Source organism: Alteromonas sp. ABM1_013, assembly GCF_056160505.1.
This window is the reverse complement of record NZ_JBSWXH010000002.1, coordinates 12380-36734: the sequence shown is the minus strand read 5'-3', so window position 1 is coordinate 36734 and position 24355 is coordinate 12380. Positions and strand designations below refer to the sequence as shown.

Here is a 24355-nt window from a genome sequence, read left to right as displayed (position 1 = left end):
TTGACATCAAGAAAAGAACGTAGGTGTTTACTCTTACAAATTGCGTGCGGAGTCTACCACTAAACACCTTAGGCCACCAGCGCATTTTTTGTTCAAAAGACATCTAAATAAAGCATAGCTCTACCCCTTCATACAATTTCAATCTAATTACTAATTAAGAAATGACGAAAACCGTCTATACTAGATTTGTGAATAGGTGACGGTCCTTTCCTACATTTTATTCAAAGTCGTTACTGCGATCCCATTCAACTTAAAAGAGCATTTTTTGAAAAGTCTTAGGTCAGAGATATCCTTCAATACACTTGCATCTATCGCTATAGTCAGTGCCCTTATTATCGGCCTGTCTATTTATGTTTATGAAAAGCTTTATATTGAATTTGTCTCAGAAGAGGTCGACGCATTAAGCGTAAACATGGCTGTCGATCTCATTGACTATATAGAAGAGCCATCCGGCAGTTTCAATCAAACGGAAATTCTGCTTCGCTTAGATGAATATGAATATGCTGAAGCAGCTTATATTTTCAGTAATAGCGGTACGCTGTTGAATCATTATGTGGGTCCTGCCGGTTTTGAAGGGAGGCTCACTAAACCGCAAGAACAAACGTCCTCGCAGCTCAGAGGGACCAACATTGATCGTAATATCGCGACGCTACCCATTGGCTTACATCGCACTTCTAGCAAAGTAATAGTAGTAAAAACAGTGGGCGAAGACGTTTTTCCGTTGGGAAAACTTGCCCTGGTCTTCAATCTTGAAGAAGCATTAAAAGTAAGTCGGCAACGATACATTATTTTGGTCACGCCTTCCGTGGTACTTCTCATTATCATCTCGTTATTTGTATCATCACGAGCGCAGCGCAGAGCAATGCGTCCGCTAAACACCCTAATTAAAACAATGGACAGTGTCGTGGATGACAACGCTTACGATGTCAAGGTTGAGGAAGTAGACAAAGAGGAAATGCTTGCTTTGTCTCGAGCCTTTAACAATATGATGGAGAATATAAAAAACCAGTCTGAAGCGAACCGGCAAAAAAACGAAATGCTAGAGAAGCAACAATCTCAGATGGAGCGGCTTGCTAATTTCGACGCCTTAACAGGGCTGCCTAATCGACAATGCTTAATGAAGCTTTTATCAAATGAACTCGCTATAGCGCAGAAGAATGCTCACGAACTGGGTTTGTTGTTTATCGATTTAGACGGTTTTAAGACTATCAACGATTCGTTTGGGCACGACACGGGAGATAAGTTTCTCCTTCATATCAGTTTGTTGATGGACAGTACACTTGAGGATAACTGCACACTGGGGCGTTTAGGCGGTGACGAGTTTATTGTTATTGTACCCGAGCTTACATCCCCTAGTTTTTTAGAAGAAACAGCGCTAAAACTCGTAGAAGCAGTATCTCAACCTCATATCATTAACCGGCTGAGGCTAGACTCAAGTGCTAGCATAGGTCTTGCACTTGCAAGTGACTGTGAATACTCACTAACCAACCTCATAACTAACGCTGACGTTGCCATGTATAAAGCTAAGGACGATGGCAAATCTCGATTTGTATGGTTTACCGATGAAATGCTGGCGCATACGCAGCGCAAAATACTCATATCTACTCGCATTACTGAAGCTCTTGAAAACGATGCGTTTTACCTAACTTATCAGGCTAAAGTAGACTCAGATAAGAACATAACTGGGTTTGAGACTCTGCTTCGCTGGCAAGACGAAGTGTTAGGTCCAGTTTCGCCTGCTGAGTTTATTCCTATTGCAGAGCAGACTGATAAAATATCACAAATAAGCCTATGGGTATTAAAACAACTTCGCTACGAATTTCCCGTACTCCTTGAAGCCTTTGGCAGCCACTTAGTTATATCGGTGAACTTGAGCCCCCACGATTTAAATAACCACAATGTCACGCAATTTTTACTGCATGAATTAGATAATGGTAGACTCCCCGCTTCAAACTTAGAAATTGAAGTTACGGAATCTGCATATATAAACAATTTCAATGCGGCGAACCCGTTTTTTGCATCGCTGAAGCAATTAGGCTGTAGACTTGCCCTTGATGATTTCGGTACAGGCTACTCTTCTCTGAGTTATTTAACGCAGTTTGATATAGACACACTAAAAATAGACCGAAGTTTTGTAAACAAAATAGGTGAATCTAAGCAATCAGAAATGATTACCAAGACTATTATTGATATGGCTAAAAGCCTGAACTTTTCGGTGTGTGCAGAGGGTGTTGAAACGCAAGAGCAAGCCAACTTTCTAATACGCCAAGGGTGTAACACGCTTCAAGGTTATCTTTACAGTAAACCAATTCCACTGATGGCATTGGTTAATAGTACTACAAAGCAATCACAAAGCTCTTAAGATTAATGATTGCTTAAAGACTTCGATAAACCACCTTTACGTTTTCAGGTAGTACTGTTCCAGAGGGAACATAACCTATCGCACCTTCAGTATTTGTTACGTGTTCAAGCAAGGCGTTTGAATTATTGAACTCGATTGGCCGTTTTTGACGTCCACTAAAGCGCATCTGTGCCCAATAGGATTGAATTCGTGATTCGGGCAAAGCAATTATCTTGGTATTGAAAATTGCTCGAGCTCTATTGCCAGGGCTCATAGCTACGGGTATTAATGCATCGTCGGAAGATGTTCCACTGCTCATGAAAAGGTTGCGCACTTCCGCTTTTGTTAGTGCGAAATTTTGACCAGGAAGGTTTGCAACGACCCAAATGCCATCTTGGGCAACGGCTATACGAGAACAAAATAAGAGAAAGAAAATGAGCAAGTATTTTTGCATTAAAATACCCACTCTACTGCCACTTGATACAGGGCCGCATTTCTATCGAAACTACTCTCTTTTATGTCGTAAAACGATGTTTTACCTTCTTTACCATCAAGAATCGACAGCTCAGCTTTAAGTGCAATATTGGTTTTCACATCCCACCTAGCGCCAAGAGTCCAAGTATCAAGATCATCCGTCGGAAAAAAGCTATTTAGCTGCTCGACTGCGAAATAAAGCTGATCGAGTTCAGGCGACACACCTACAGGTATTACATTGTCGATGGTATTGAGTGATTGTCTGGATGAAGCATAAGTTAAGTGTAAAAGAACCTCATCAAAATAGTAGCCATATGAAACATAAAAACTTTCTAAATTCGCAAGTACATCGATATCAGACGAGACCTTCATCCACTCACCGCTTACATACCAACTAAGCGTGTCATAGCTGGCGCCCAGTAAAAAAGAGCCCGCGCGATCGTTAATATCAAACTGTTCAGCTATGAAGTCAAACCCAGCAGCTCTAAGCCCCTGTAAAAATGGGGCAATTTCATCAATGGTAGTTTTAACTTTGGGGGCATTGATAGTGGCTGTTCTTAGCTGCAAGCCACCATAGTTGACTTCAATAACGCCGCCGAATAAGTTTTTCACTTCAACATCTACGTTGATACCGCTTGAAGCTAGCGCATCTTCATACTTTCCGTAGTAAGCCTCAAAATCAACTACAACATCGCCAAAAGACCTTCTCAACCTAGCATTACCACCTTCATACTGAGAGAACAAATAACTACTGTAGAGTTGCTGCGGTGCATTAATCCATGGGTAGGCAAACCCAACATCAATAACATCAGAATACTTTAAAAAAGGCGTGCGCAACCGGCCAACATTAATTTGAAAACTTTCACTAGGTGAGTAGGTTAAATACAGCCACTCTATGCCTGACTCTCTATCATCGTCGGTATGCAAGAGAAGTTGAGCGGACGCTGAAAACGACGATGAGTAAGTATAGTCAGCCTGCAAAGCAATAAGGGATTTTTCAGAAAAACTTATACTGTCGTCATACCCTTCATAGGTAGCTTTTTTGGTATCTAGTTGACCTGCAACCGCCCTTGCAAAACCTGAAAACTCAAGTTCATTAGCACGGCTTTCGGCGACAGACAAAAGTAGGGCGGCTGCAATGGTGAAAGGCAGCACTATCAATTTGATCATAGTCACGTTTTCATTCTGATTGTATAAAGCTAGCGCCACTGCGTTGTATGCGCGAACTATTTCACTAATGATAGCTCGGTTAAGCTATAACACCAATTAATACGCTGAAAAATCAAAAAGCTGGCGAATGTGCCAGCTTTTTAAGGAATGAAAATTAGGAAGGTGTCGCGTTCGCTACACTTGCGAACATGCCTCTGTGATGAGGTCCCACTGTTTATCTGCTACCCATTGAGGTTTCGCAACCCAAGTACCGCCTGCTGCAAACACATTACCTAGCGACAGATAGTCGTTGAAATTCTCTGGCGAAACGCCTCCCGTTGGACAGAACTTTGTATCTTTAAATAAACCACCTACCGCTTTCAGGAAAGACGCACCACCTGACAAAGATGCTGGAAACAGCTTCATTTCTCTGAACCCGTGCTCCCGTGCTAACACGATATCTGATACGTTTGATACACCAGGCAGTACAGGTAAACCTGAGTCTACTAGCATAGTTAGCAGGCGCTCGGTTACCGCAGGCGTCACGATAAAATCCGCTCCAGCATTGATAGCGGCATCTAAAGATGCTTTATCGATTACGGTACCAGCGCTAACTATCATATCTGGCAGCGCCTCTTTAATAGCTGTAATGCATTTCGCTGAATTTTCCGAACGCAATACAACTTCAACTGTGTTAAGGCCCGCAGCTGACATTGCTTTAGCAATGGCCACACCGTCTTCTACATTATCGGCTTGAATGATTGGGAGCAGGGTTTGGCCGCCCATAATGTCTGATATTTTTTTCATGGTTTGTCTCTTGTAATACGAGGGGCGGATGCCCTTATAAGTTCGATATAGTGTTTTATTTGGCATTCGAATACTTCGCTTTAAGTTACTTAAGCGATAGATGTCACTAGGTCTGCATAGGCCTTTTTATCTACAATGGCGCCAGGGTGCTGAATCACAAAACCTGCACACTTAGCGGCTTTGTTTACGCAGGCCTCAGGACTCTCGCCCGTAAGGTACGCCCCTAGAAAAACACCGTTAAAGGCGTCACCAGCAGAGGTAGTGTCAACAACATTAGTAACGGGGGTTAGCCCTACTTCTGAAACCTCTCCGCTTTCATCCACTAGCGTTACAGCGCTTGCGCCATTTTTAATAACGAGCTGCTTAAATGAGAAAGGCGCTAAAAAGTTTATGATCTCTTCTACCGTTTCAAACCCATACAAGAAGTTGAAGTCTTCTAATCCAGGTAACGCAACATCTGCAATTTCAAACGCTTTTTCATACAATGCAGTGGCATCATCCCTACCCTTCCACAGGGCTGGCCGATGATTCATATCAAAAACAATTTTGGTTCCACTTTCTTTAAGCGTTGCAAGTAAACGCCAAAACTTTGGTAAGTCTTCAGTATTTAAAATAGCGAGTGAAATGCCCGAAAACAGCACTAAGTCTAACGCTGTCATCGACGCTTTATCGTCATCAGTAATTAAAGACATCAAGCACTTCGCAGCAGAATCATTTCTCCAGTAAGTAAAAGAGCGCTCGCCTTCTGCATCGGTATAAATTTTATAAAGCCCAATATGCTTTTCTGGATGGGAAAACATGAAGCGTGTATTAATCGACTCGCTTTGCGCAAAGTCGAGCATCTCTTTTGAAAGCGCGTCACTGCCTACTGCACTGACAAAGTAGCTATCTAATTGAGGAAACGTGCGCTTTAGATAAACGGCAGAATTGAAGGTATCGCCAGCAAACCCTTCTTCTAATACACCGTTTACTTTTTTAAGCTCGGCCATGCACTCACCAATAAAACCAACTCTCATATCATCCACCCTACGAACTCGTAGTCTTTAATTGTTACTGTAATTACTTTCGTTACATAAGTTGCGCGCTAGTTTGAGCATTTTTACTCAGAGCAGCGACATTCGTCTTTCGCTTTCAAGAAATCGACAATGTCGATGCCTTTTTTATTTTTAAATGTATTGCCGCTATGCGATGTTTGCGGCTCGCCAACGGTATGTTCAATTTTGACTGGCGCACTTGCGCTAAACTCGTTATTTCGAATCTGTGTTTTTTGTACACCGTGAAGAAAGATGCTTGCTTTACGCTTGTTTCTTTTACCCAAACCTACATTCGTCAAAACGTTCTTAGCTATCGTTACCTTGGGCCCAAAAGTACTTTCGTCGGTGCCACCGCGATAGATAAGTGCTAGTGCCCCTTCAACATCGCTAAATGTGTTGTTTTCTAAATTCAACACTTCAACGTTGTAGATACCTAAATCATCTTTTTCTTTGTTTAACGCAAGTACGTGACCAGTGATAGTGTCGAATTGGCTATTAGTGATAGATAACAAAGTCGCAAAGCTTCGGGCGCCTGCCGAAAAGAAGTGATAGCTATGGTTTATGTCTAGGTCAGTTACTGTCACCTTATCCATTGTGAACCGGTAATTTGTTAACATGCCCCACTTTTTAGTGCGGATGAATGTATTTCCAGCCGCATCTGGTGCATCACTACCTGAAAGCGTTATGTCTTCAATTTCCAGTGAACCATTGTCACTTATTTCAAAAAGTGCAGAGCGCTGAGGACGGATAATGACTTTTGCGTTTCTGCTTGCTTTTACAGAGAGAGTTTTAGTTACCTTAACAATTTTTTGCTCGCTATATACGCCATCATTAAGTATAAGAACATCACCATCATTCGCTTTCGCGACCGCTTCAAAAAGCGAATTTACACCTGGCTCTACAGTAATTTCATCTCCTGAACCAAACGGCGTTTCGTATTCTTTTTTCTGATACCAACTTGGCCCTACCTCTGCTTTTTGAAGTGGCTTAACGCTGTCGTCAGCGCCTACTTTTATCTCCTCCAAAGAAATACTGTTCGATGAAGATAGCTGTATATCGCTTCGCTTCGTAAAGCCTTTTTCAATCTGACTTTCTACGCTGTAGTTAGCCACATTGTTGGTAAATGCTATACCGCTAATGTCATCAAAAAAGCTAAATGTAGTAGGCACCGTTTTAGCGATAACAAGGTTGTTAGCAAAAACACTATCCACAGGTGGCGCTGAACGTTCTTCATCTGCTCCAGCAGCCAATTGAATGTGTGAAACGTCAATGAAAGTGTTGTGATGTATGTTGGCATTTTTTACTTGGTGGTAGCGATTTTGAGGTGAGTTGGGCACGCCATTCATTACTGTAAACCCACTGCCAAAGCGGTAGCCAGTAAGCCCTTTAAACACGTTATTTGCTACTTCTTGATCGGCATTAATGACGCGTACTCCACCCGTATTTGGAACACCATTACCCAGAAACACGTTATTGGTAATTGTGTTACCGTTGCCATGCCTTAGCGTTAGCGTACCGCGAGACTCAATGAAGGTATTGCCATGAAGAACGTTGCCACCCGATTTAACGCTGATAATTTCAACTTCGCCATTACATCGGTCAAATACATTGTTTTCGACTCGGGTAAAAGAGTTTTCAAGTGAATAATGGCTGGTACCAATTCTTAAGGTTTCTCCACCATTTGAACCTAACTCAGGTCGGAAGCCAAAATAGTTATTGTCTATTTTGTGATAGTTTTCTACGCTATCTTTTGAATCTAACCTTACTGCGACCGTTACACCTCGGTTTCGCTTGCCTGCTAAGTACGAGCTATCTAGCCTGTTATGCTTTCCATACAGCGCAACCCAATAGTCACTTTCAAATTTGTCTGGCTTAGAATAGTCTTCGATTACGACTTCAGTGACGCGGGTATAATTCGCGAGTTCGTCCTTACTCGTTCTATAGCTAATTACTGAACCTGATGGAGAGTAGCCGTCTTTAAATACAAGCCCAGATACAATTAAGTGGCTCCCCGCAATAGATAGGTTTGATTGACCAGAGAGAATAACACCGCCTTTGCTTTGCGCTCTCAATGTAATTGGCTCTTGCTCACTTCCTTGCGCTTTGAACTTAATTTCAAAATCATGGTAAGTACCATTTTTCAGTACGATATCGTCGCCAGGGGCGACTTTCTTTAACGCGTTGAGGTAGCTTTTCTTAGAGTCAACTAAGTAGTCTTCGGCGTATGCCGTTGTATTAAACGCCAAGAGCGTAATAATTCCGATCGCTGACTTACAGATATTTGCTACTTTCATACTTTCCCCATTTCGCTGGCAAGATCTTCGGTGATATCTACCGTGATAGTGCCACTGACCTTGCTAAATCGTATAAATCGCACATAAATTGCCAATCTTCTTTTGCAAAAACGCAATTATGCTGTTATTTATTTGTTACTGACTGTTTTAGAATCTAACCAATAAACAGACCAAAAACAACCAATTTATTTTACCAATAACAATAAAATGTATTACCAATTGAAAGAACTTTTCTGCTCATAAAGTGTTTCAAAGCACACTACTCGGGACTTTGCGCTTTATGCTAGTTTCGATATACAATGGTCAGATAGAATTAATTTACCAATTGTCTCTTCTTTTTAGGTAAGCAACAGGCAAACAAGGGCTGTAAATATGAAGACTCGTCGTCTCTTCTGGAGCATAGTTGAAAAACTTGAAGCGCTAATCGACCAAGGAATTTATCCTGAAGGTAGCCGCTTACCCGCAGAAAGGGAACTCGCGGAGACGTATAACGTTAGTCGCCCTACTATCCGTGAAGCCATCATCGCGCTGGAAGTACGAGAGCGTGTAGAAGTAAAAACCGGTTCTGGTGTGTATGTGTTGCACCAGAAAAAACAAGGCCAAGCAACCAAGCCGATCAGTGCGTTTGAGCTTACCCAGGCGCGCGCGCTTGTTGAAGGTGAAGCTGCTGCGCTTGCTGCCGCAACTATTTCAGATGAAGAGTTAGAAGCACTAAAACAAACCTTAGTTGAGATGCAGACTCCTCAAAAAGCAGACGAGGCAGACCAGCGCTTCCATCAGATTATTTCTCAAGCGACACGAAATAACGCCATTATGCTTTCAGTTGAAAATTTATGGGAATTGCGAAGAACTGTCCCTCAGGTTATATCTGCCTACAGCGATGTGTGCTCACAAGGTGAAGAGCAAAGGCTGAGAGAACATACGCTTATCTATGATGCTATTGCTAGTAAGGATACCGCAGGCGCAAGGCGAGCAATGCATCAGCACTTTAATCGCCTTATCAACGCGCTTTTCGATGCGAGTGAGGCAAAAGCGTTAGAAGAGATAAAACGTAAAACTGATGAAACCCGTGGGCTCTACTCTATCGCTCATCTAAGACAGTAGTTACGACTACGTACATTTCTTATTACAAAATAAAACAGGCTTCTTATTTCTAAGAAGCCTGTTTGCTTTGTAGGGTACTCTTGAGAGTAACTGTTTTTATTATCTTTGCTTCAAAGCGCAAAACAAAAACTGCGGTTTGCTATTAAGTTTACACTCTTCAACATGCCGATTTTCGCATAAGCGCATAGATAAGCTAGTCCACACTCTGCTTAAACAAGCAGCAGAAAACAAATCCATATTACAATTCGGCCTTACCAGATGTCAACCAATTATTATTACCAATAATTGGGAGGATTTAATTTTTCTATCTAGTCGACAAAATTCATTCGGTAGGAATATCATCTTTGCTTGAGTCTTTAACTGTCACAAAAACAAAAAAACCTTCTATTTCAATACAATAAAGTCAACCCATATCGATTAGTATATATCTGAAAGGTTATATCGAGTTAAGTCCATCCTCTATTCGCTGTAAAAACAGCCGAAATCTGTATGACCAGTGATGAATAAACAATCGACATATGTTGATTCGGTGAAAAAAGCTTTACCCTAGTTGATAATAAAGATAAAAAGCGCGCAGGGATTCCACGCTCATTAAGCAACACCCGCACTTACGTTGCGCGGTAATTAAATTAAGTAGAACACATGAATGTTGATAGTTTAACCCAGCACTTCGAAGAGAAATTGGCGTTAGTCAAAGCGTCAGTAATGTCTGATAGCTTTATTATCCAGCTTACAACTATCGCGGTAATATACTGCGTAGCGTTTTTACTTGCCAAGCAGGTAAAAAAGCCTTTTAAGTTTACTCGAGAAAAGCCACAGCAAGGCGCACATACCATGCACGGCTTTCTATATAATCTTGGCGAGGCACTGTTTCCACTTATCACTATAAGCTTATTAAAGCTTACCACTGTGTTAGGTGCGCAATTCCAGTTCGACGCATGGCTACTGGAAATTGCAGTGGTCGTAGCGCTTATGCTGTTCGTAAACTCTTTAATCATAGGCTTCGTTGAAAATAAAACCATCGCTGCGTTTATGCGTTGGATAGGCCTCCCTATCCTGTTTTTACATCTTATAGACGTGCTTCCCCTCATTACTTCAGCTTTAGAGTCGATAGCAATATCAGTGGGTAATGTTGAAATTTCTGCGTATGGCGTAACAAGAGTCTTATTGTTTGGTGGTTTGCTGTTCTGGCTCGGTCGCAGCTCTAATGCGATAGGGCAAGATATTATTCGAAACCACAAATCGCTTGATGTATCTACCAAGGAAGTGTTCGCCAAACTGTTTGAAGTAGCTCTGTTCTGTATTGTGTTTCTTCTATTACTTAACGTTATGGGCATTAACCTTACCGCATTAGCCGTTTTCGGCGGAGCCTTGGGTGTGGGTTTAGGCCTAGGCTTGCAGTCTATTGCTTCAAACTTTATCTCCGGCATTATTATTCTGTTGGATAAATCGTTGACCGTTGGCGATTTCGTTGAATTGGAAGACGGGCAAAAAGGTATCGTTAGAGAGTTTAAGATGCGCTATGCCGTGTTAGAAACCTATGACGGCAAGGACATCCTAGTCCCAAACGAGAAGTTTATCAGTTCTTTGCTGATAAACTGGACGCATAAAGATCCTAAGCAGCGTTACCGTATCGATTTTTCGGTGGCCTACAAAACAGATATACGCGCAATGGTAGAAATCATTAAGGAAGCGGTATCAGAGCACCCGCAAGTTATCAGTGGCGACAATATCCCTTTTGAAGAACTACCAGACTGTGAAATAGACAGTTTTGGTGACTCTGGCGTAAACATGTTTGTCGAGTTTTGGATGGAAGGTGTAGACGATGGCAAGAACCGCGTGGGGGGTGATTTGCTGCTTACTGTCTTTGAAACACTACGTGAGCACGATATTGAGATCCCTTTCCCTCAACGAGAAGTTCGGGTTATCAACGAGCAAAGTATGAATATCAGAAATACCACGCCATAGCGCTTAAAGCGTATATTAAGGTGTGCATATTAAAACCGTACCTTCGCGCTGGTTAGAACCTGGCGCGAAGGGTATCCCACTGCCACTCCTGAGCAAACAGGCCTAGCGTGTTAACAAACTTTTTATAGTCTTCTTTACCCATTGCAGACGCCACCGTTTTCAACTGAGATTTCGCCTTTATAGCTTTAACCTGAAGCAACTCTAACCGTTTATCGGCTTTTGAATCGAAGTTTTCACTAATAATAGCGTTCGCTTTATCGGTAGCCTCCCATGCGGAGATCACATAACCCACCAGCTTAATGTAAACCCTGACCATACCCTTTCTTTCGAAAACGTCCTCGAACATAGAGCCAAATAACAATTTATGAAAGCTTGCTTCTGTCTCGAAGGCAACAAATGACTCTGCGTTTTTGAGTTCTTCTAACACATTACGCAGAAGTTTTATGTGAGCGGCGGAATTAATAGCATTGTCATTTAATGCATTAATATCCTCACTTAGCATTTCTAAGTTTACCAAGGTTCGTTGAAGGCTAGCCATCGCGATATTTGTCTGATGAGGCGTAAAGTAAAGATTCAGTGTATCGAAATAAAGAAAGCTTTGCGACGCTCCCAAGGCCATTTTAGCTACATTAACAATTTATAAAGTACTTTTAGTTCAGCATAGAAAAAGGGCGCCGAAGCGCCCTTTTAAACGTTGATACTATCGCTAACAAGTTCGCGATTGCAGACTCGCTTTATCTATTTACCTAGGCTGGCATTTAGGTCATGACGTAAGTCAAAGCGGTCTAGCGTCATCACTTTAGTCCATGCATCCACAAAGTCTTCAACAAAACGTTTCTTCGCATTGTCGTAAGCATAAACTTCAGCTACAGCACGTAACTCGCTGTTCGAACCAAAGATGAGGTCTACAGGTGTACCTGTGTACATAACTTCACCTGTGCTTCTGTTCACGCCTTCATATACCGATGGATTGTCAGTTTTTCTCCACTTAACGCCCATATCAAGTAGCGTCACAAAGAAATCATTGTTAAGCGTGCCTACTTCGTCAGTAAATACACCGTGTTTGGCATCACCTACGTTAGCCCCTAATGAACGTAACCCACCTAATAATACGGTCATTTCAGGTACCGTCAGGTTTAGTTGATCAGCTTTGTCTACCAACATGTCAGTTGGCGAACGATAGCTACCTTCAGCGTTGTAGTAGTTTCTAAACGCATCAGCTGTTGGCTCTAGCAAAGAGAAAGAGTTAACGTCTGTCTGCTCTTGAGTTGCATCTGTACGACCTGGTACTACAGGTACAGTTACTTCAACACCGGCGTCAGCCGCTGCTTTTTCGATAGCCGCAGCACCACCAATAACAATCAAATCGGCTAGTGACACTTTCTTCTTAGAGAACATGCGCTCGTTGTAGTCTTCCTGTAGCTCTTTAAGCTTAGACACTACAGCTTTTACTGTCTCTGGCTCGTTAGCTTCCCAGCTCATTTGTGGCTCTAGCGCGATACGTGCGCCATTTGCACCACCACGCAAGTCAGAAGCACGGAAACTAGCCGCCGCTGCCCACGCTGTTTTTACAAGCTGCTGAACCGTAAGGCCACTTTCTAAGATGTCTGCCTTAAGCTTGTTAACGTCTTTAGCAGAAATCATTTTGTAATCAGCTTTAGGCACAGGATCTTGCCAGATAAAGTTTTCTTCTGGGATATCGTTACCTAGGTAACGTGCTTTTGGCCCCATATCACGGTGTGTTAGCTTAAACCATGCTTTAGCGAAGGCCGTTTGATACTCTTTAGGATCAGCCAAAAAGCGTTCGGCAATTTTGCGATACTCAGGGTCATACTTAAGCGCAAGGTCCGCTGTAGTCATTACAGGTGGATTTTTCTTACCTTCCACGTGTGCATCTGGTACTGACTTGTGAAGCGATTCATCAGTAGGGACCCACTGAATAGCACCGGCTGGACTACGCGTTTGCTTCCACTCAAAACCAAGTAGGTTTTGAAGGTATAAGCTTGTCCATTTAGTCGGCAACTGTGTCCACGCCCCTTCTAAACCACTGGTTACTGTGTCTTCAGCATTACCCTTACCACAGTTATTTTTCCAGCCTAGACCTTGCTCTTCTAAGCCTGCGCCGCCAGGCTCAGCTTCTAAACAGTCAGCAGGTTTGTGCGCACCGTGCATTTTACCGAATGTATGACCACCAGCAATTAGCGCTACAGTCTCTTCATCGTTCATCGCCATGCGACCAAATGCAGTACGAATGTTTTTCGCTGATCCCATTGGATCAGGTACACCTTTAGGACCTTCAGGGTTAACATATATTAGGCCCATGTGCGTGGCACCAAGTGGACGCTGAAGCTTGCCGTCCCGCTCTTCACGGTCACTAGCTAGCATTTCTACTTCCGGTCCCCAGTACACCATATCTGGTTCCCAGTCGTCAGTACGACCACCTGCAAAACCATAGGTATCAAAGCCCATGTTTTCCATGCCTACTGTTCCGGCAAGGATCATTAAGTCGCCCCAAGATAAACTTTCACCGTACTTTTGCTTAATTGGCCAAAGTAGGCGACGTGCCTTGTCTAAGTTGCCGTTGTCAGGCCAGCTGTTAAGCGGGTCAAAACGCATTTGACCACCATCACCGCCGCCGCGACCATCTAATGTACGGTAGGTACCAGCGCTGTGCCATGAAAGACGGATAAAGAAAGGACCGTAGTTGCCAAAGTCTGCAGGCCACCAGTCTTGAGATGTGGTAAGCAGTTCGTTTACGTCTTTTTTGACTTCATCAAGGTCAAGTTTTGCAAACGCTTTAGCGTAGCTAAAATCCTCACCTAACGGGTTAGAACGGTTGTCATGATCTCGAAGTGGTGAGAGGTCGAGTTGGTCGGGCCACCAAAACTGATTCGTCTTCGCTTGGAAAGCTTTAGTCATCCCTGTGCCTTTAGCACCAGCGGGCTTACTTATCTGATCATTGGCAATAGCACCTGACGCGCCTAGCGAAAGCGCCACTAGCGCCGATAACGTAGTTTTTTTAAACCTATTTAAAGTCATGGTCTTTTCCCATCTGAGTTTGTTTTAGTTATCACGTGATAGACACTTCTAAGCGCCACCACTTGTTAACATTTTGTTTACCTCATAAGCCGTTAAAAGATAGACATGCTTACGCAATATTTACAGTTGATAAAATGAATTCAAATGATTGGAAAATCTAATCAAAATAAACCTGTTTAATTTCAGCAACTTAATAAAATTCTCGATTATCAGCGCCATCACTGTCTAAAATATAGTCGATGCATTTCTACCCGCAACGCATATTTATGAATCTCTTTCAGACGCTAGGAAAAATTTTCTTACGGTGTTTGCCCGTAGTTTTTACTACAAATCGAAAATGCCTAAATAACAAACAATTATGTGACCACATCTGTAAATTTTGCTCTAGTTTGAAATGAATACTGAAATTTCTACCATGGCACAGCAGTTGAAACAGAAAGTGTGTAATCAGGACACGTCGGCTTCAAGTGAGAAGTCGATGATTTATTAAGAAGTAATGAGGATGAACTTATGAAAAACACACTTAAAACACTTTCTGGACTTGCTGCTGTTGCCTCTATTAGTGCGATGGCATCGTTCGGCGCACACGCTCAGTCCAATCAAATTGAAGCAAAAGACAGTGGTTTTTATGTAGGTGGTAATTACGGTTACCTGCGCGTTGAAGGCGAAGATGATTTCGATGACGACAAAGACGTATGGCAAGGTCTTGTAGGCTACAAGTTTAACGAATGGGTCGCTATTGAAGGTGGCTATATCGATTTTGGTGACTACGGTAACGACATTGCAGGTGCTGAAACAGATGGTTATACAGCCGCTATTAAAGGTATCCTTCCGCTAACCGAACGCTTCTCTCTTTATGCTAAAGCAGGTCAGCTATGGTCTGAAACAGAATACAACTTTGCGGGTGTTTCTCGTGACAACGATGACGAAAGTCTTTTCGTGGGCGCAGGTCTGAGCTATGCAGTTACCAGTAACTTCCTAGTAAACGCCGAGTACACGGTATACGACACAGAACTAGACGCGGACGAAGCGTTTGATGATATCGACGATACTGACTTTGAAACTGATCTTAAACAAGCAAGCATCGGTGTAGAATACCGTTTTTAATTACTTGCAGCGTTACAGTTTTAACTTGAATTGATGTGAATAAAAAGCCTTCGTCGTACGACGAAGGCTTTTTAATTAACCGTCTATGCGCTGAATAAGTTGCGCTAACTCTTCTATCTTAGATACCGTCGTTTTTACAAGGTTATCAATTTCATTTGACGATGATTGTGAGTTGCCCGCAAGCGTTCTTACCTCATCAGCAACGACAGCAAACCCTCGCCCCATTTCTCCTGCTCTGGCCGCCTCAATAGCTGCATTTAACGCTAACAGGTTAGTCTGTTCGGAAATGGAGTTAATTGTGCCAACAATATTACTAATAGTTTGACTGGTTACCAATAGCTCTTTCATTGCTTCTTGCGTATCGTTCACGGCTTGCTTTCTAGACGTAACATTAATAGCGAAAAATACGTAGCGCGTTACTTGCCCATTGAAATTTTTGAGCGCACTTATTCGAGCATCAAAGGCTAGGTAATTATCCCCAAGATCCAATTCGATAATTTTTGAAACGAATCCTGACGTTTCTAATGTCGATTTGTCCTCTGCACTTAACCCCCCCATAACCTCATCAGCAAATGCCTTTGTATTCATTACACCATTCAAGGTTTCGCGCAATAATTTGTTTGCCTCGATGATTTTTCCGTTAGGCTCCATTTCAAGCAAGACAAGTGCACTGCCGATGGCTTTTAATTTATTTGTAAAGTCTAGCGCCATCTGTTTAACACGGGTAATATCAGCCTGAACTGCGATAAAGTTAACTAAGTTGCCCTCTTTGAAAACAGGGTTTATTGAAAGTGAAGTCCAATAGGGAGAACCATCTTTGCGGTAGTTGAGGATTTCGTCATAAAACGCTTCGCAGTTTTTGATTTTCTGTCGGATAACACTAACGGTCCGCTGATCCGTCTCTTCGCCTTGTAAGAATGAGCCCGGCTTTTTACCTTTAACTTCTTCAAGCTGCCAGCCCGTTAGCCGGTAAAATCCATTATTCACATATTCTATTAATCCGTTGGCGTCGGAGATAATCACCGCGTTATCCGTTTCGTTAGCAACAAGAGAAAGCATTCTCTGCATCTCTCGCTGTTCGACCTCTTCGGTAACATCCTTTATAAAGGCCGTATAAAGTGTTCTATCAGCGAGTCTTACTTTCGATAACGAGAGCCTTCCCCACAAGCTTTTTCCGTCTTTTCTCTCGACTTTTACTTCGCGGCTCGTGCCGACAATCTTATCTTGACCCGTTTCTCTATTTGCGTTCACATAATTGTCGTGGTTCGCCTGTATCGCCTGGGGAACAAGCATCTTTACATTTTGGCCAATAACTTCATGTCGCCCGTACCCCCAAAGCTTTTCAGCCGATGCGTTAAATAGAGTGACATTATTGTTCTCATCTATACACACTACTGCATCTAACGCTTGCTCTAGGGTTTGCTCCACAATTTCACGAGATTCACGCTCTTCTGTAACATCGCGTACAAACGCCGTGTAATGCTTTTTGCCTTGCACAACGACTTGTGACAAGGCGAGTTGAACCCAAATTCGCTCACCGTTTTTGGTTTCCAGTTCAACCTCTCGTGAACTTCCAACAATCTTATTTACGTTGGTTTGTCTGTGTGAGTTGACGTAGCTATCGTGATTCGCTTTGTGTTCCTGAGGTACAAGTATTTTTATATTCTTTCCCATTACCTCGCTAGGCGTATAACCCCATAGTTTTTGAGCTGCGTCATTATAAAACGTGATGTTATTTTTCTCATCAATAGTCACGACCGCGAGTATCGACTGTTCTAGTGCCTGCTTAGATGCGTTTTCTTTGGAAAAAAACTTCATTGCCCCTAACCTTTTATATAACCCTAAAGTTATATAGAAGACATTACGACCTTTTGCCAATACTAAACATGAAACGCGTTCTATCGTGAAAAAATTACACAAACTAGACCATGAAAAATACACACAACTTTCTTTAAAAGTAAATTAAACATTTAAATCAACCACTTAAAACAAGGAAATTCATCAAGTATTGAGGTACGGATTCTGCAACAACACGTGAATAGATAGATTTAATATAATAGGTAAGGAACCATGCAATCAGGTAAGAGTGTTTTTCAACCAGGTCAAAACTGTTGGGTAGAGAGCAAAGCTCGCTTCTCTACTCCTCTGATAGATTGCGGAAACTATTACAAAGCCTTGCATAGCTCAATTGTTAAAGCAAAGCACAGCATTTTTATTGTTGGTTGGGATATTGATAGTCGTATCCGCTTGTTACGAGGTGATGATGAAGCCTCTAGCGAAGCGCCTAGTGTTATCAGTGACTTGCTTAAATGGAAAGCTGAGCAAAACCCAGACATCAAAATTTACTTACTGCGCTGGGATTCTTCTTTGGCCTTCTTCGCTCAACGTGAAATGTGGGCAAAAGAAGTGTGGGAAGAGAAAACGCCTGACAATGTTCAAACAGAGCTAGACGATACCATTCCAATGGGCGGCAGCCAGCATCAAAAAATTGTAGTTATTGATGACGAACTTGTTTTTTCAGGCGGTATGGATGTTTCGACTAACCGTTGGGATACCCGAGACCATCCCGTGGTCTCCGAGGAAAGAGATGGTCCCGATGGCGAGTATGGCCCGTTACACGATGTTCAAATGGTTTCAAGCGGGCCTGTTGTTGCTGATTTTGCACAACTTGTAAGGTGGAGATGGCAGCGAGTAGCTGAAGACACTCCTATTAATATTCGTGAAGATGCGCGTAATGGTGAGAATGCGCCTTTGCCTGAAGCATGGCCAGAAGACTACCCTCCACTTTTTGAAAACGTAGAGTGTGCACTTGCTCGAACCATCCCTTTTATGGATGAAGCAGAGCCAGCACAAGAAGTACGTCATATGCTGCTCGACCTAATTGGCGAAGCAGAATCGGTTATTTATATCGAAAATCAGTTCACGACCCGTCAAGAAATCGCTGAAGCGCTTAATAAACAACTTAAGTTAAAGCCAAATCTTTCCGTTGTTATTGTTAGTTCTTACGAACCCAAAGGTAAGTTTGAGTGTGAGGCATTTTGGGCTAGCCGTATTGAGTTCAAGGCGATTTTGGAAAAAGGTATAGACCCCAGACGAGTAAAACTGACTTACTCTTCAATAGAAGACATGCAGGGGCGAAAAGCATACAAACGCATTCACTCTAAGGTGATGACCATTGATAACAAGTACCTTGTTATTGGGTCTTCAAACCTAAGTAACCGTTCAATGACCCTCGACACTGAAATTGATACGGTTTTGTTCGGCAATAGTAAAGATAACCAAGCATGTATAGAGCAAGTGAGAAACGACCTACTTGCTGAGCATACAGGTCGTGATATAGATGCGATGCCGGAGATATTTAACAGCCAGTACCCTGTAGAAGCATTGATGCAAGATCAAATAGCACATGGTTACGTGCTTACCGAAGTTCGCGACGAAGTATTTACAGAGCACTCGGTTAAAAATGTATTTCGCGCCTTATCAGACCCAGAAGAACCGCTTATTTCAGTACCTACATTTGATGGTGACGCGCTACCCGCTCGTAACCCTAAGCGACGCAGCATAATGATTTTAATTGGCATTGCCATTATTGCAGTACTTGGCGGGCTGATGTTTTGGGCTAGCCAGTCAATCCCATGGTTAAGTTCAGAAAGCATCAACGCCTTTTTAGAAAAAAGTAGAGGCACTTATTTTGCCCTTCCAACTGTTTTGCTCGTGTATGTAGTTGGCGGCGTTTTGTTCTTCCCTGTGACTGTACTATCTCTGGCAGTAGCCGCTATCTTTGGCCCAATTTGGGGGCCTATTTACGGCATCATGGGAGCACTAATGAGTTCAGCAATTATGTTTGGTATCGGCAAGTTATCGGGTAACGCAGGACTTAGAAAGATTGGTGGGCCAAAGGTTGCCGCAGTTGATGAAAAGCTGAAACGCAGTGGTGTAGTTGGCGTAGCAGCCATACGAATGTTGCCGATTGCACCATTTAGTTTGGTAAATTTGGTCGCGGGCATTTCATCTATAGGCATTTTTCAATTTTTGGTAGGTACGTTTTTAGGCATGTTCCCTCCAATGATAGCCAAAGGCCTTGTTGGCGATTCTATTGCGCAAATTTGGCAGGATCCATCTGTTAAAACTATTAGTTACCTAGTGGGAGGCATCATTTTATGGGGCTTAATGATTTGGGGGTCGCAAAAATTCGCGCGCTACTACCAAGCTCGAAAAGAGGGTAATACCGACACGGAAGAAGACAGTAACAACTGTAAGGATGAGTCTGAAAAATGTGCCGCATAGTAACCTACAATATCCATAGCGGAGTTGGCAGGGATAAGAAGCACGACTACAAACGTATCGGGCAGTTTCTTGCGAACAGCGGTGCTGACGTAGTTTTGCTTCAAGAAATGGATACGCGCCCTCCCGAACGAGATACAGCGCAAGATGTAAAAGACATCTGCGCTGGTAATACGTTTAAATTAATTCCCTCCCCAGCAATTAGAGAATCTGATGGGTGGTACGGCAATGCAATTTTGACCCGTTTTGATGTGTTGGAGCACGACACCATAGATGTGAGTCAAACAGGACGACAGCCAAGAAATGTGCAGATTGTTGAATTAAAAACTGAGAAAACGCCTCTGACGGTGGTGAATACCCACAAAGGTCTCAAGAAACTTGAGCGTCGTTCGCAGTTTTCTCTGCTCCATGAACATCTGTCGCGGCGTTTAAAAGATAAACAAACTCCGCTATTTTTAGCGGGTGATTTTAATGAATGGCAATTTTTTTCAAAGGCCTTTAAGGCTTTAAATGATTTGCTATTGCAGCAAAAAATTGGTGCCACGTTTCCTAGCAACTTTCCCATATTTTCTCTCGACCGCGTATGGGTGACAGAAGATATTAAAGTAAGGTCGTGCAGGAAAATTAAGAACGAAAAAACTAAGGTTCTATCTGATCATTTACCCGTATTGGTAGATATTGTTCTACCTGAAGCGTAAGTAAAAATGCTATTTCCATTAAACGAAAAGTGGGATTTTTACGATTACGCTGATTTCGCTACAAAGGATGATGCCGCAAACTCTAAGGTACCACACCAATGTTTGAGCGCATTCTCCTTAGCTACCACTTTTCGAATGATATCGATAATTTGCTGATATTCGTGCGTAGCTTTTCTCTGTTTGTTTGTAGCAGCTAGCACAGTTCGATGCATTTCAGGCTGGGTGATTTTTAGGGTAGAAACCAGCCCTGATTCTCTTAAATGAAAAATAGCTGAAGTGGGCAATATCATTACCCCCTCCCCTTGCATTACTTGCCTTAACCCTGTCATTAACTGCCCAGAATATGCAAGATCATGCTTAAGGCTCACTCCTGTAGCTCTCTCGTAATCAGCAATAAGCTGACCGAGTGCATCTTTGTTTCCAGGCGATAAAAGAGGTAGTTCACTTATTTCCCAGAATTTTATCGTTGATTTATCTTTAAGCTTTGCGTATTCGGGATAAGCTGGGGAACCAGTAAAAACGAGATGTAGCTCTTCTTGAATAAGAGGGGTCACGCTCATAAATTTAGGTTCTATCGCCTGCTGGTAAGTTAAAGCAATATCTACCTGTTTTGATTCGAGCCAATCGTTGATGGTGTATGAAGGCCCAGTGCTGATCTCTACTTTCAACGCTTTATGGTTACTCGTTATTTCAGTTAACAACGGCAGAGAAAGTACGTTGCCAATTGACGGAAGCATTCCTATTTTTATTACTTTTTGTTGTTCTCCCTGAAATGCTTGCAACGCTGATTTCACGTTGTCAATTTCACCCATTATTTTCTCTGCATGTTTGTAAAATACTTCTCCAGCGGGCGTTAAGCTTATACCCGAAAAACTTCGTTCTAGCAGCGTTGCTTTGACTTCTCGCTCCAAGCTTGCAAGTTGCTGACTAATAGCAGGCTGAGCGATATCTAAGGCTCTTGCCGCCGCAGCAATACTGCCTCGCTGTACTGTGGTTATAAAGTAATGTAGCTGTTTAGAGTGCACTTAACCCCCTTTTGGAAGGCAATAGAGAATAGCCCAGCGTAACTGCATCTGAAGTCAGCAAGGTATATGCCATTCCAATAGGTTATATGAAGCAAAAATGTAAATAAAAGCGCCCACAGACGGGTTAAAAAAATCTCACATTAGATGCTACTTAAGTCTAATATCAAGAAAACCGTGAGTTTCCGAAGGGGTCAATATTTTTCTTATACCCCTGAATATTCTTCTTTCTTCCACCAGCGGCAAAGAGTTTTTAGCCTAGTCCCTGTACACGAGTTACACAATAACAATTACAAGATGTGTATGCATCAATGTGGTGCTCGTGCGTGCCTAGAAAGAGTGCAGATCCAATTAATCCGCATTCATAAATTATGTAGCAATAAGCACGATTGGGAACACTAATGAATCAAAAGAAACTCCACACTGCAGTACGTTACGCACTTACCGGATTAACCCTTTTTACTACCTCAATGCTCGTACAGGCGCAAGAAGCCAGCGAGAAAACTACAGAAGCTAAAGATTTAGAGCGTATAGCCGTTGTAGGCGCTCGTGGTGCGCCGCGCTCAGTAACAAGTTCGCCCGTTCCCGTTGACGTGTTAACCGCAGAAGACGTTGAAGCCGTTGCGTTTACCGACATGAACAACGTTCTGATGACCCTTGTACCTTCCTACTCTGTTGGCAGACAGCCTATCTCAGACGGCGGCACCTTTATTCGTCCAGCGACGCTTCGAGGCATGCCTACAGACAAAACCTTGGTTTTGGTGAACTCTAAACGCCGTCACAGAGCTGCGCTTGTTTCAATCGGTGGCTCTGGTACTCAAGGTCCAGATATCGCAACTATTCCTACAGCAGCAATCCAAAGTGTTGAGGTGTTGCGAGACGGTGCCGCAGCCCAGTATGGTTCGGACGCCATCGCGGGGGTAATTAACTTCCAACTTAAAAACAATACCGAAGGCGGCTCTTTCACCATCGATTATGGTAGCTACTTTGAAGGTGATGGCGACCAGATTACCGTTACAGGAAACAAAGGTTTCGCCCTTGGTGACGATGGCTTTTTCAGCATTTCAGCTGAATATTCAGATAGTGAAGCGACCTATAGAGGCGAACAATATTGTGAACCCTGGTTTTGCGTAGACGAGCAATCTGCCGAGTATATCGCTGATGCTACCGCTATGGCCAACAGTGTGCATGGTTCTGACGTAGTACAACCTTGGGGGCAACCTAATACCAGCGGTAAACGCGTCTTTTTCAACGCGGGGTACGCACTAAGCGCTGAAGCGGAGTTATACGCTTTTGGTAACTATTCTGAAAGTGAAGGCGACGGGTCTTTTTACTATCGCTATCCAGGCAACGGGACTATTGAAGATATCCGCCTTGAAGACGGTTCTATTTGGAATCCTACAGAGTTTTTCCCTGGCGGGTTTACACCGCGTTTCTTTGGTGATGTCACTGATTATTCAATGGTGGGTGGCATAAAGGGCATGTCGGGTGATCTTACTTACGATATCAGTGGTCGTTACGGCAACAACGAAATTTCTTACACGCTAGCAAATACCATTAACCCTTCTCTGGGCAATGAGTCGCCTACATCGTTTGAGCCCGGCGATTTAACTAACGAAGAAACACAAATTCAAGCTGATTTCACCTACGACCTGAGTGAGTACGTACTCGCTTTTGGCGCTAGCTACCTAGATGAGTCTTATGAAATATCTGAAGGAGAGGAAAGCTCTTATTTTGCAGGCCCTTACGCTACCTCTGACCCGTATGGTTTCTGTGACGGAGCTACCGCTACCGCCGAAGGGCTAGCTGTTATCGCAAACGGCTCGACATTAAATTGTGCTGACCCAGATGATGCTGTTTATACAGTCGTTGGCGTTGGCTCTAACGGATTCCCAGGTTATTCACCTGACTATTCAGGTTCATATGAACGTGATTCTTATGCGGTGTACACAGACATTTCGGGAGACATTACTGACGAGCTATTTGCCCAAGCAGCATTGCGCTATGAGGACTATTCAGACTTTGGCTCTGAGGTAGTGTACAAAGTCGCGGCGTTCTATCAATTAAATGATGATGTAGGCTTTAGATCTTCATTTGGTACAGGCTTCAGAGCGCCCACACCAGGTCAGCAGGGTACCACTAATGTATCGACTCGCTTACCTGATGGCTTCCCTGTAGCTACAGGCTTATTCCCTGCAGGCGGTGAAGTTGCGCAGGCACTTGGTGCAGAAGAGCTTTCACCAGAAAAGTCGACCAACTTTACATTAGGTATGACGGCTAACTATGGTGATTTAACCCTTACCGTAGATTACTACAATATCAAATTAGAGGACCGCCTTTACTCTGTATCCACACGTGATGTCTCAACAACGGTGGTCACCGACCCAGATGCTGATGGTTATGATGCTTACCAGAATTACTTAGCCCTTGCTGGAGCAAACGTGTCGGGCGCTGAGTCAATCGGTGGTGTTTTCTTCTTCCAAAACGCATTCGATACTGTAACAGAAGGCTTGGATGTCGTAGCTACCTACAAAATGGAATCCAAGTATGGCTCAACCGTTTTAACCGGCTCGGTTAACTATAATAAAACTGAGTTTGACTCTGACCCCAGCGAATATCTAGACGCAGAAGATCAGTTCGATTTTGAAAATAGCCGACCTGAAATGCGCGGTGTGTTCTCAGTCACTCACAGTTACGACGTATGGTCTGCGGTAGCTCGCCTTAGCTATTTCGGCGAATACGAAAACGCGGGGAGCGATGATGGTGTGGACCCAACAAGCATTCAAACCTTCGGCGACGAATTTATGTTTGATATCGAAGGCTCTTACCTAATTAGCGAAAACCTTACGCTTTCAGTGGGTGTCAGAAATCTATTTGATAACTACCCAGACCTGAGTACTAACGGTGACGCTTGTTGTGGCGAGCTGTATGACTCTGGATCGATAGTCGACTGGCAGGGTGGGTACTATTACACACGGTTAGCTGCTCGTTTCTAACCCGGGTTAACAAACACCGGCGCAAGCCGGTGTTTGCG

Annotated in this window: 16 protein-coding genes; 7 read left to right on the top strand and 9 right to left on the bottom strand. The window is 43.1% G+C overall.

What is annotated here, in order from left to right; translation table 11 throughout:
- Window positions 1–265 precede the first annotated feature (265 nt).
- Entirely contained in the window at window positions 266–2362 is a 2097-nt protein-coding gene (locus ACXAGK_RS04900; protein WP_474854536.1) for an EAL domain-containing protein, read from the top strand.
- 13 nt (window positions 2363–2375) lie between these two features.
- Here ACXAGK_RS04900 and ACXAGK_RS04895 read toward each other — a convergent pair whose 3' ends face one another.
- The 5 genes from ACXAGK_RS04895 to ACXAGK_RS04875 all read right to left on the bottom strand — a co-directional run bounded on the left by ACXAGK_RS04895 (window position 2376) and on the right by ACXAGK_RS04875 (window position 8099).
- On the bottom strand, window positions 2376–2795 hold the full coding sequence (locus ACXAGK_RS04895) for a hypothetical protein (protein ID WP_474854534.1): 420 nt from the start codon (window positions 2793–2795) through the stop codon (window positions 2376–2378).
- Window positions 2795–3985 carry a hypothetical protein gene (locus tag ACXAGK_RS04890; RefSeq protein ID WP_474854533.1) on the bottom strand — a complete coding sequence of 397 codons (1191 nt, stop codon included), beginning with the start codon at window positions 3983–3985 and terminating at the stop codon, window positions 2795–2797. The genes ACXAGK_RS04895 and ACXAGK_RS04890 overlap by 1 nt, the downstream gene beginning before the upstream one ends.
- Window positions 3986–4159: 174 nt before the next feature.
- On the bottom strand, window positions 4160–4771 hold the full coding sequence (eda, locus tag ACXAGK_RS04885) for a bifunctional 4-hydroxy-2-oxoglutarate aldolase/2-dehydro-3-deoxy-phosphogluconate aldolase (RefSeq protein WP_474854531.1): 612 nt from the start codon (window positions 4769–4771) through the stop codon (window positions 4160–4162).
- Between the two features lie 89 nt (window positions 4772–4860).
- Window positions 4861–5787 carry a sugar kinase gene (locus tag ACXAGK_RS04880; protein ID WP_474854529.1) on the bottom strand — a complete coding sequence of 309 codons (927 nt, stop codon included), beginning with the start codon at window positions 5785–5787 and terminating at the stop codon, window positions 4861–4863.
- A gap of 83 nt (window positions 5788–5870) precedes the next feature.
- Window positions 5871–8099, bottom strand: coding sequence for a polysaccharide lyase 6 family protein (locus tag ACXAGK_RS04875; RefSeq protein WP_474854527.1), 2229 nt, complete (start codon window positions 8097–8099; stop codon window positions 5871–5873).
- 372 nt (window positions 8100–8471) lie between these two features.
- Here ACXAGK_RS04875 and ACXAGK_RS04870 point away from each other — a divergent pair, with 372 nt between their 5' ends.
- Together ACXAGK_RS04870 and ACXAGK_RS04865 are read left to right on the top strand one after the other, a co-directional pair.
- Window positions 8472–9203, top strand: coding sequence for a FadR/GntR family transcriptional regulator (locus ACXAGK_RS04870; protein ID WP_179984532.1), 732 nt, complete (start codon window positions 8472–8474; stop codon window positions 9201–9203).
- Between the two features lie 642 nt (window positions 9204–9845).
- Window positions 9846–11171, top strand: a complete 1326-nt coding sequence (locus tag ACXAGK_RS04865; RefSeq protein ID WP_474804900.1) for a mechanosensitive ion channel family protein — start codon at window positions 9846–9848, stop codon at window positions 11169–11171.
- 52 nt (window positions 11172–11223) lie between these two features.
- Here ACXAGK_RS04865 and ACXAGK_RS04860 read toward each other — a convergent pair whose 3' ends face one another.
- The gene (locus tag ACXAGK_RS04860) at window positions 11224–11790 is read right to left on the bottom strand and encodes a hypothetical protein (protein ID WP_474804898.1); all 567 of its coding nucleotides are present in this window, start codon (window positions 11788–11790) and stop codon (window positions 11224–11226) included.
- A gap of 119 nt (window positions 11791–11909) precedes the next feature.
- On the bottom strand, window positions 11910–14210 hold the full coding sequence (katG, locus tag ACXAGK_RS04855) for a catalase/peroxidase HPI (protein ID WP_474854524.1): 2301 nt from the start codon (window positions 14208–14210) through the stop codon (window positions 11910–11912).
- Between the two features lie 510 nt (window positions 14211–14720).
- Here katG and ACXAGK_RS04850 point away from each other — a divergent pair.
- On the top strand, window positions 14721–15317 hold the full coding sequence (locus ACXAGK_RS04850; RefSeq protein WP_474804894.1) for a porin family protein: 597 nt from the start codon (window positions 14721–14723) through the stop codon (window positions 15315–15317).
- 75 nt (window positions 15318–15392) lie between these two features.
- On the opposite strand, the gene ACXAGK_RS04845 is transcribed toward ACXAGK_RS04850, so the two are convergent.
- Window positions 15393–17135, bottom strand: coding sequence for a PAS domain S-box protein (locus ACXAGK_RS04845; RefSeq protein WP_474804892.1), 1743 nt, complete (start codon window positions 17133–17135; stop codon window positions 15393–15395).
- Between the two features lie 252 nt (window positions 17136–17387).
- On the opposite strand from ACXAGK_RS04845, the gene ACXAGK_RS04840 reads away from it, so the two are divergent.
- Together ACXAGK_RS04840 and ACXAGK_RS04835 are read left to right on the top strand one after the other, a co-directional pair.
- On the top strand, window positions 17388–19604 hold the full coding sequence (locus tag ACXAGK_RS04840) for a VTT domain-containing protein (protein WP_474854522.1): 2217 nt from the start codon (window positions 17388–17390) through the stop codon (window positions 19602–19604).
- On the top strand, window positions 19592–20299 hold the full coding sequence (locus tag ACXAGK_RS04835) for an endonuclease/exonuclease/phosphatase family protein (protein ID WP_474804888.1): 708 nt from the start codon (window positions 19592–19594) through the stop codon (window positions 20297–20299). Before ACXAGK_RS04840 ends, ACXAGK_RS04835 begins: the two co-directional genes overlap by 13 nt.
- A 44-nt stretch (window positions 20300–20343) precedes the next feature.
- Here ACXAGK_RS04835 and ACXAGK_RS04830 read toward each other — a convergent pair whose 3' ends face one another.
- Window positions 20344–21324, bottom strand: coding sequence for a LysR family transcriptional regulator (locus ACXAGK_RS04830; RefSeq protein ID WP_474854520.1), 981 nt, complete (start codon window positions 21322–21324; stop codon window positions 20344–20346).
- Window positions 21325–21722: 398 nt separating this feature from the next.
- On the opposite strand from ACXAGK_RS04830, the gene ACXAGK_RS04825 reads away from it, so the two are divergent.
- A complete protein-coding gene (locus ACXAGK_RS04825) occupies window positions 21723–24317 on the top strand; it encodes a TonB-dependent receptor plug domain-containing protein (RefSeq protein WP_474854518.1) in 2595 nt (864 codons plus the stop codon).
- Window positions 24318–24355 lie beyond the last annotated feature (38 nt).

Coding starts and splice junctions, on each gene's coding strand:
- ACXAGK_RS04895 (WP_474854534.1), bottom strand. CDS start 2,795: ATGCAAAAATACTTGCTCATTTTCTTTCTCTTATTTTGTTCTCGTATA.
- ACXAGK_RS04890 (WP_474854533.1), bottom strand. CDS start 3,985: ATGATCAAATTGATAGTGCTGCCTTTCACCATTGCAGCCGCCCTACTT.
- eda (WP_474854531.1), bottom strand. CDS start 4,771: ATGAAAAAAATATCAGACATTATGGGCGGCCAAACCCTGCTCCCAATC.
- ACXAGK_RS04880 (WP_474854529.1), bottom strand. CDS start 5,787: ATGAGAGTTGGTTTTATTGGTGAGTGCATGGCCGAGCTTAAAAAAGTA.
- ACXAGK_RS04875 (WP_474854527.1), bottom strand. CDS start 8,099: ATGAAAGTAGCAAATATCTGTAAGTCAGCGATCGGAATTATTACGCTC.
- ACXAGK_RS04870 (WP_179984532.1), top strand. CDS start 8,472: ATGAAGACTCGTCGTCTCTTCTGGAGCATAGTTGAAAAACTTGAAGCG.
- ACXAGK_RS04865 (WP_474804900.1), top strand. CDS start 9,846: ATGAATGTTGATAGTTTAACCCAGCACTTCGAAGAGAAATTGGCGTTA.
- ACXAGK_RS04860 (WP_474804898.1), bottom strand. CDS start 11,790: ATGGCCTTGGGAGCGTCGCAAAGCTTTCTTTATTTCGATACACTGAAT.
- katG (WP_474854524.1), bottom strand. CDS start 14,210: ATGACTTTAAATAGGTTTAAAAAAACTACGTTATCGGCGCTAGTGGCG.
- ACXAGK_RS04850 (WP_474804894.1), top strand. CDS start 14,721: ATGAAAAACACACTTAAAACACTTTCTGGACTTGCTGCTGTTGCCTCT.
- ACXAGK_RS04845 (WP_474804892.1), bottom strand. CDS start 17,135: ATGAAGTTTTTTTCCAAAGAAAACGCATCTAAGCAGGCACTAGAACAG.
- ACXAGK_RS04840 (WP_474854522.1), top strand. CDS start 17,388: ATGCAATCAGGTAAGAGTGTTTTTCAACCAGGTCAAAACTGTTGGGTA.
- ACXAGK_RS04835 (WP_474804888.1), top strand. CDS start 19,592: ATGTGCCGCATAGTAACCTACAATATCCATAGCGGAGTTGGCAGGGAT.
- ACXAGK_RS04825 (WP_474854518.1), top strand. CDS start 21,723: ATGAATCAAAAGAAACTCCACACTGCAGTACGTTACGCACTTACCGGA.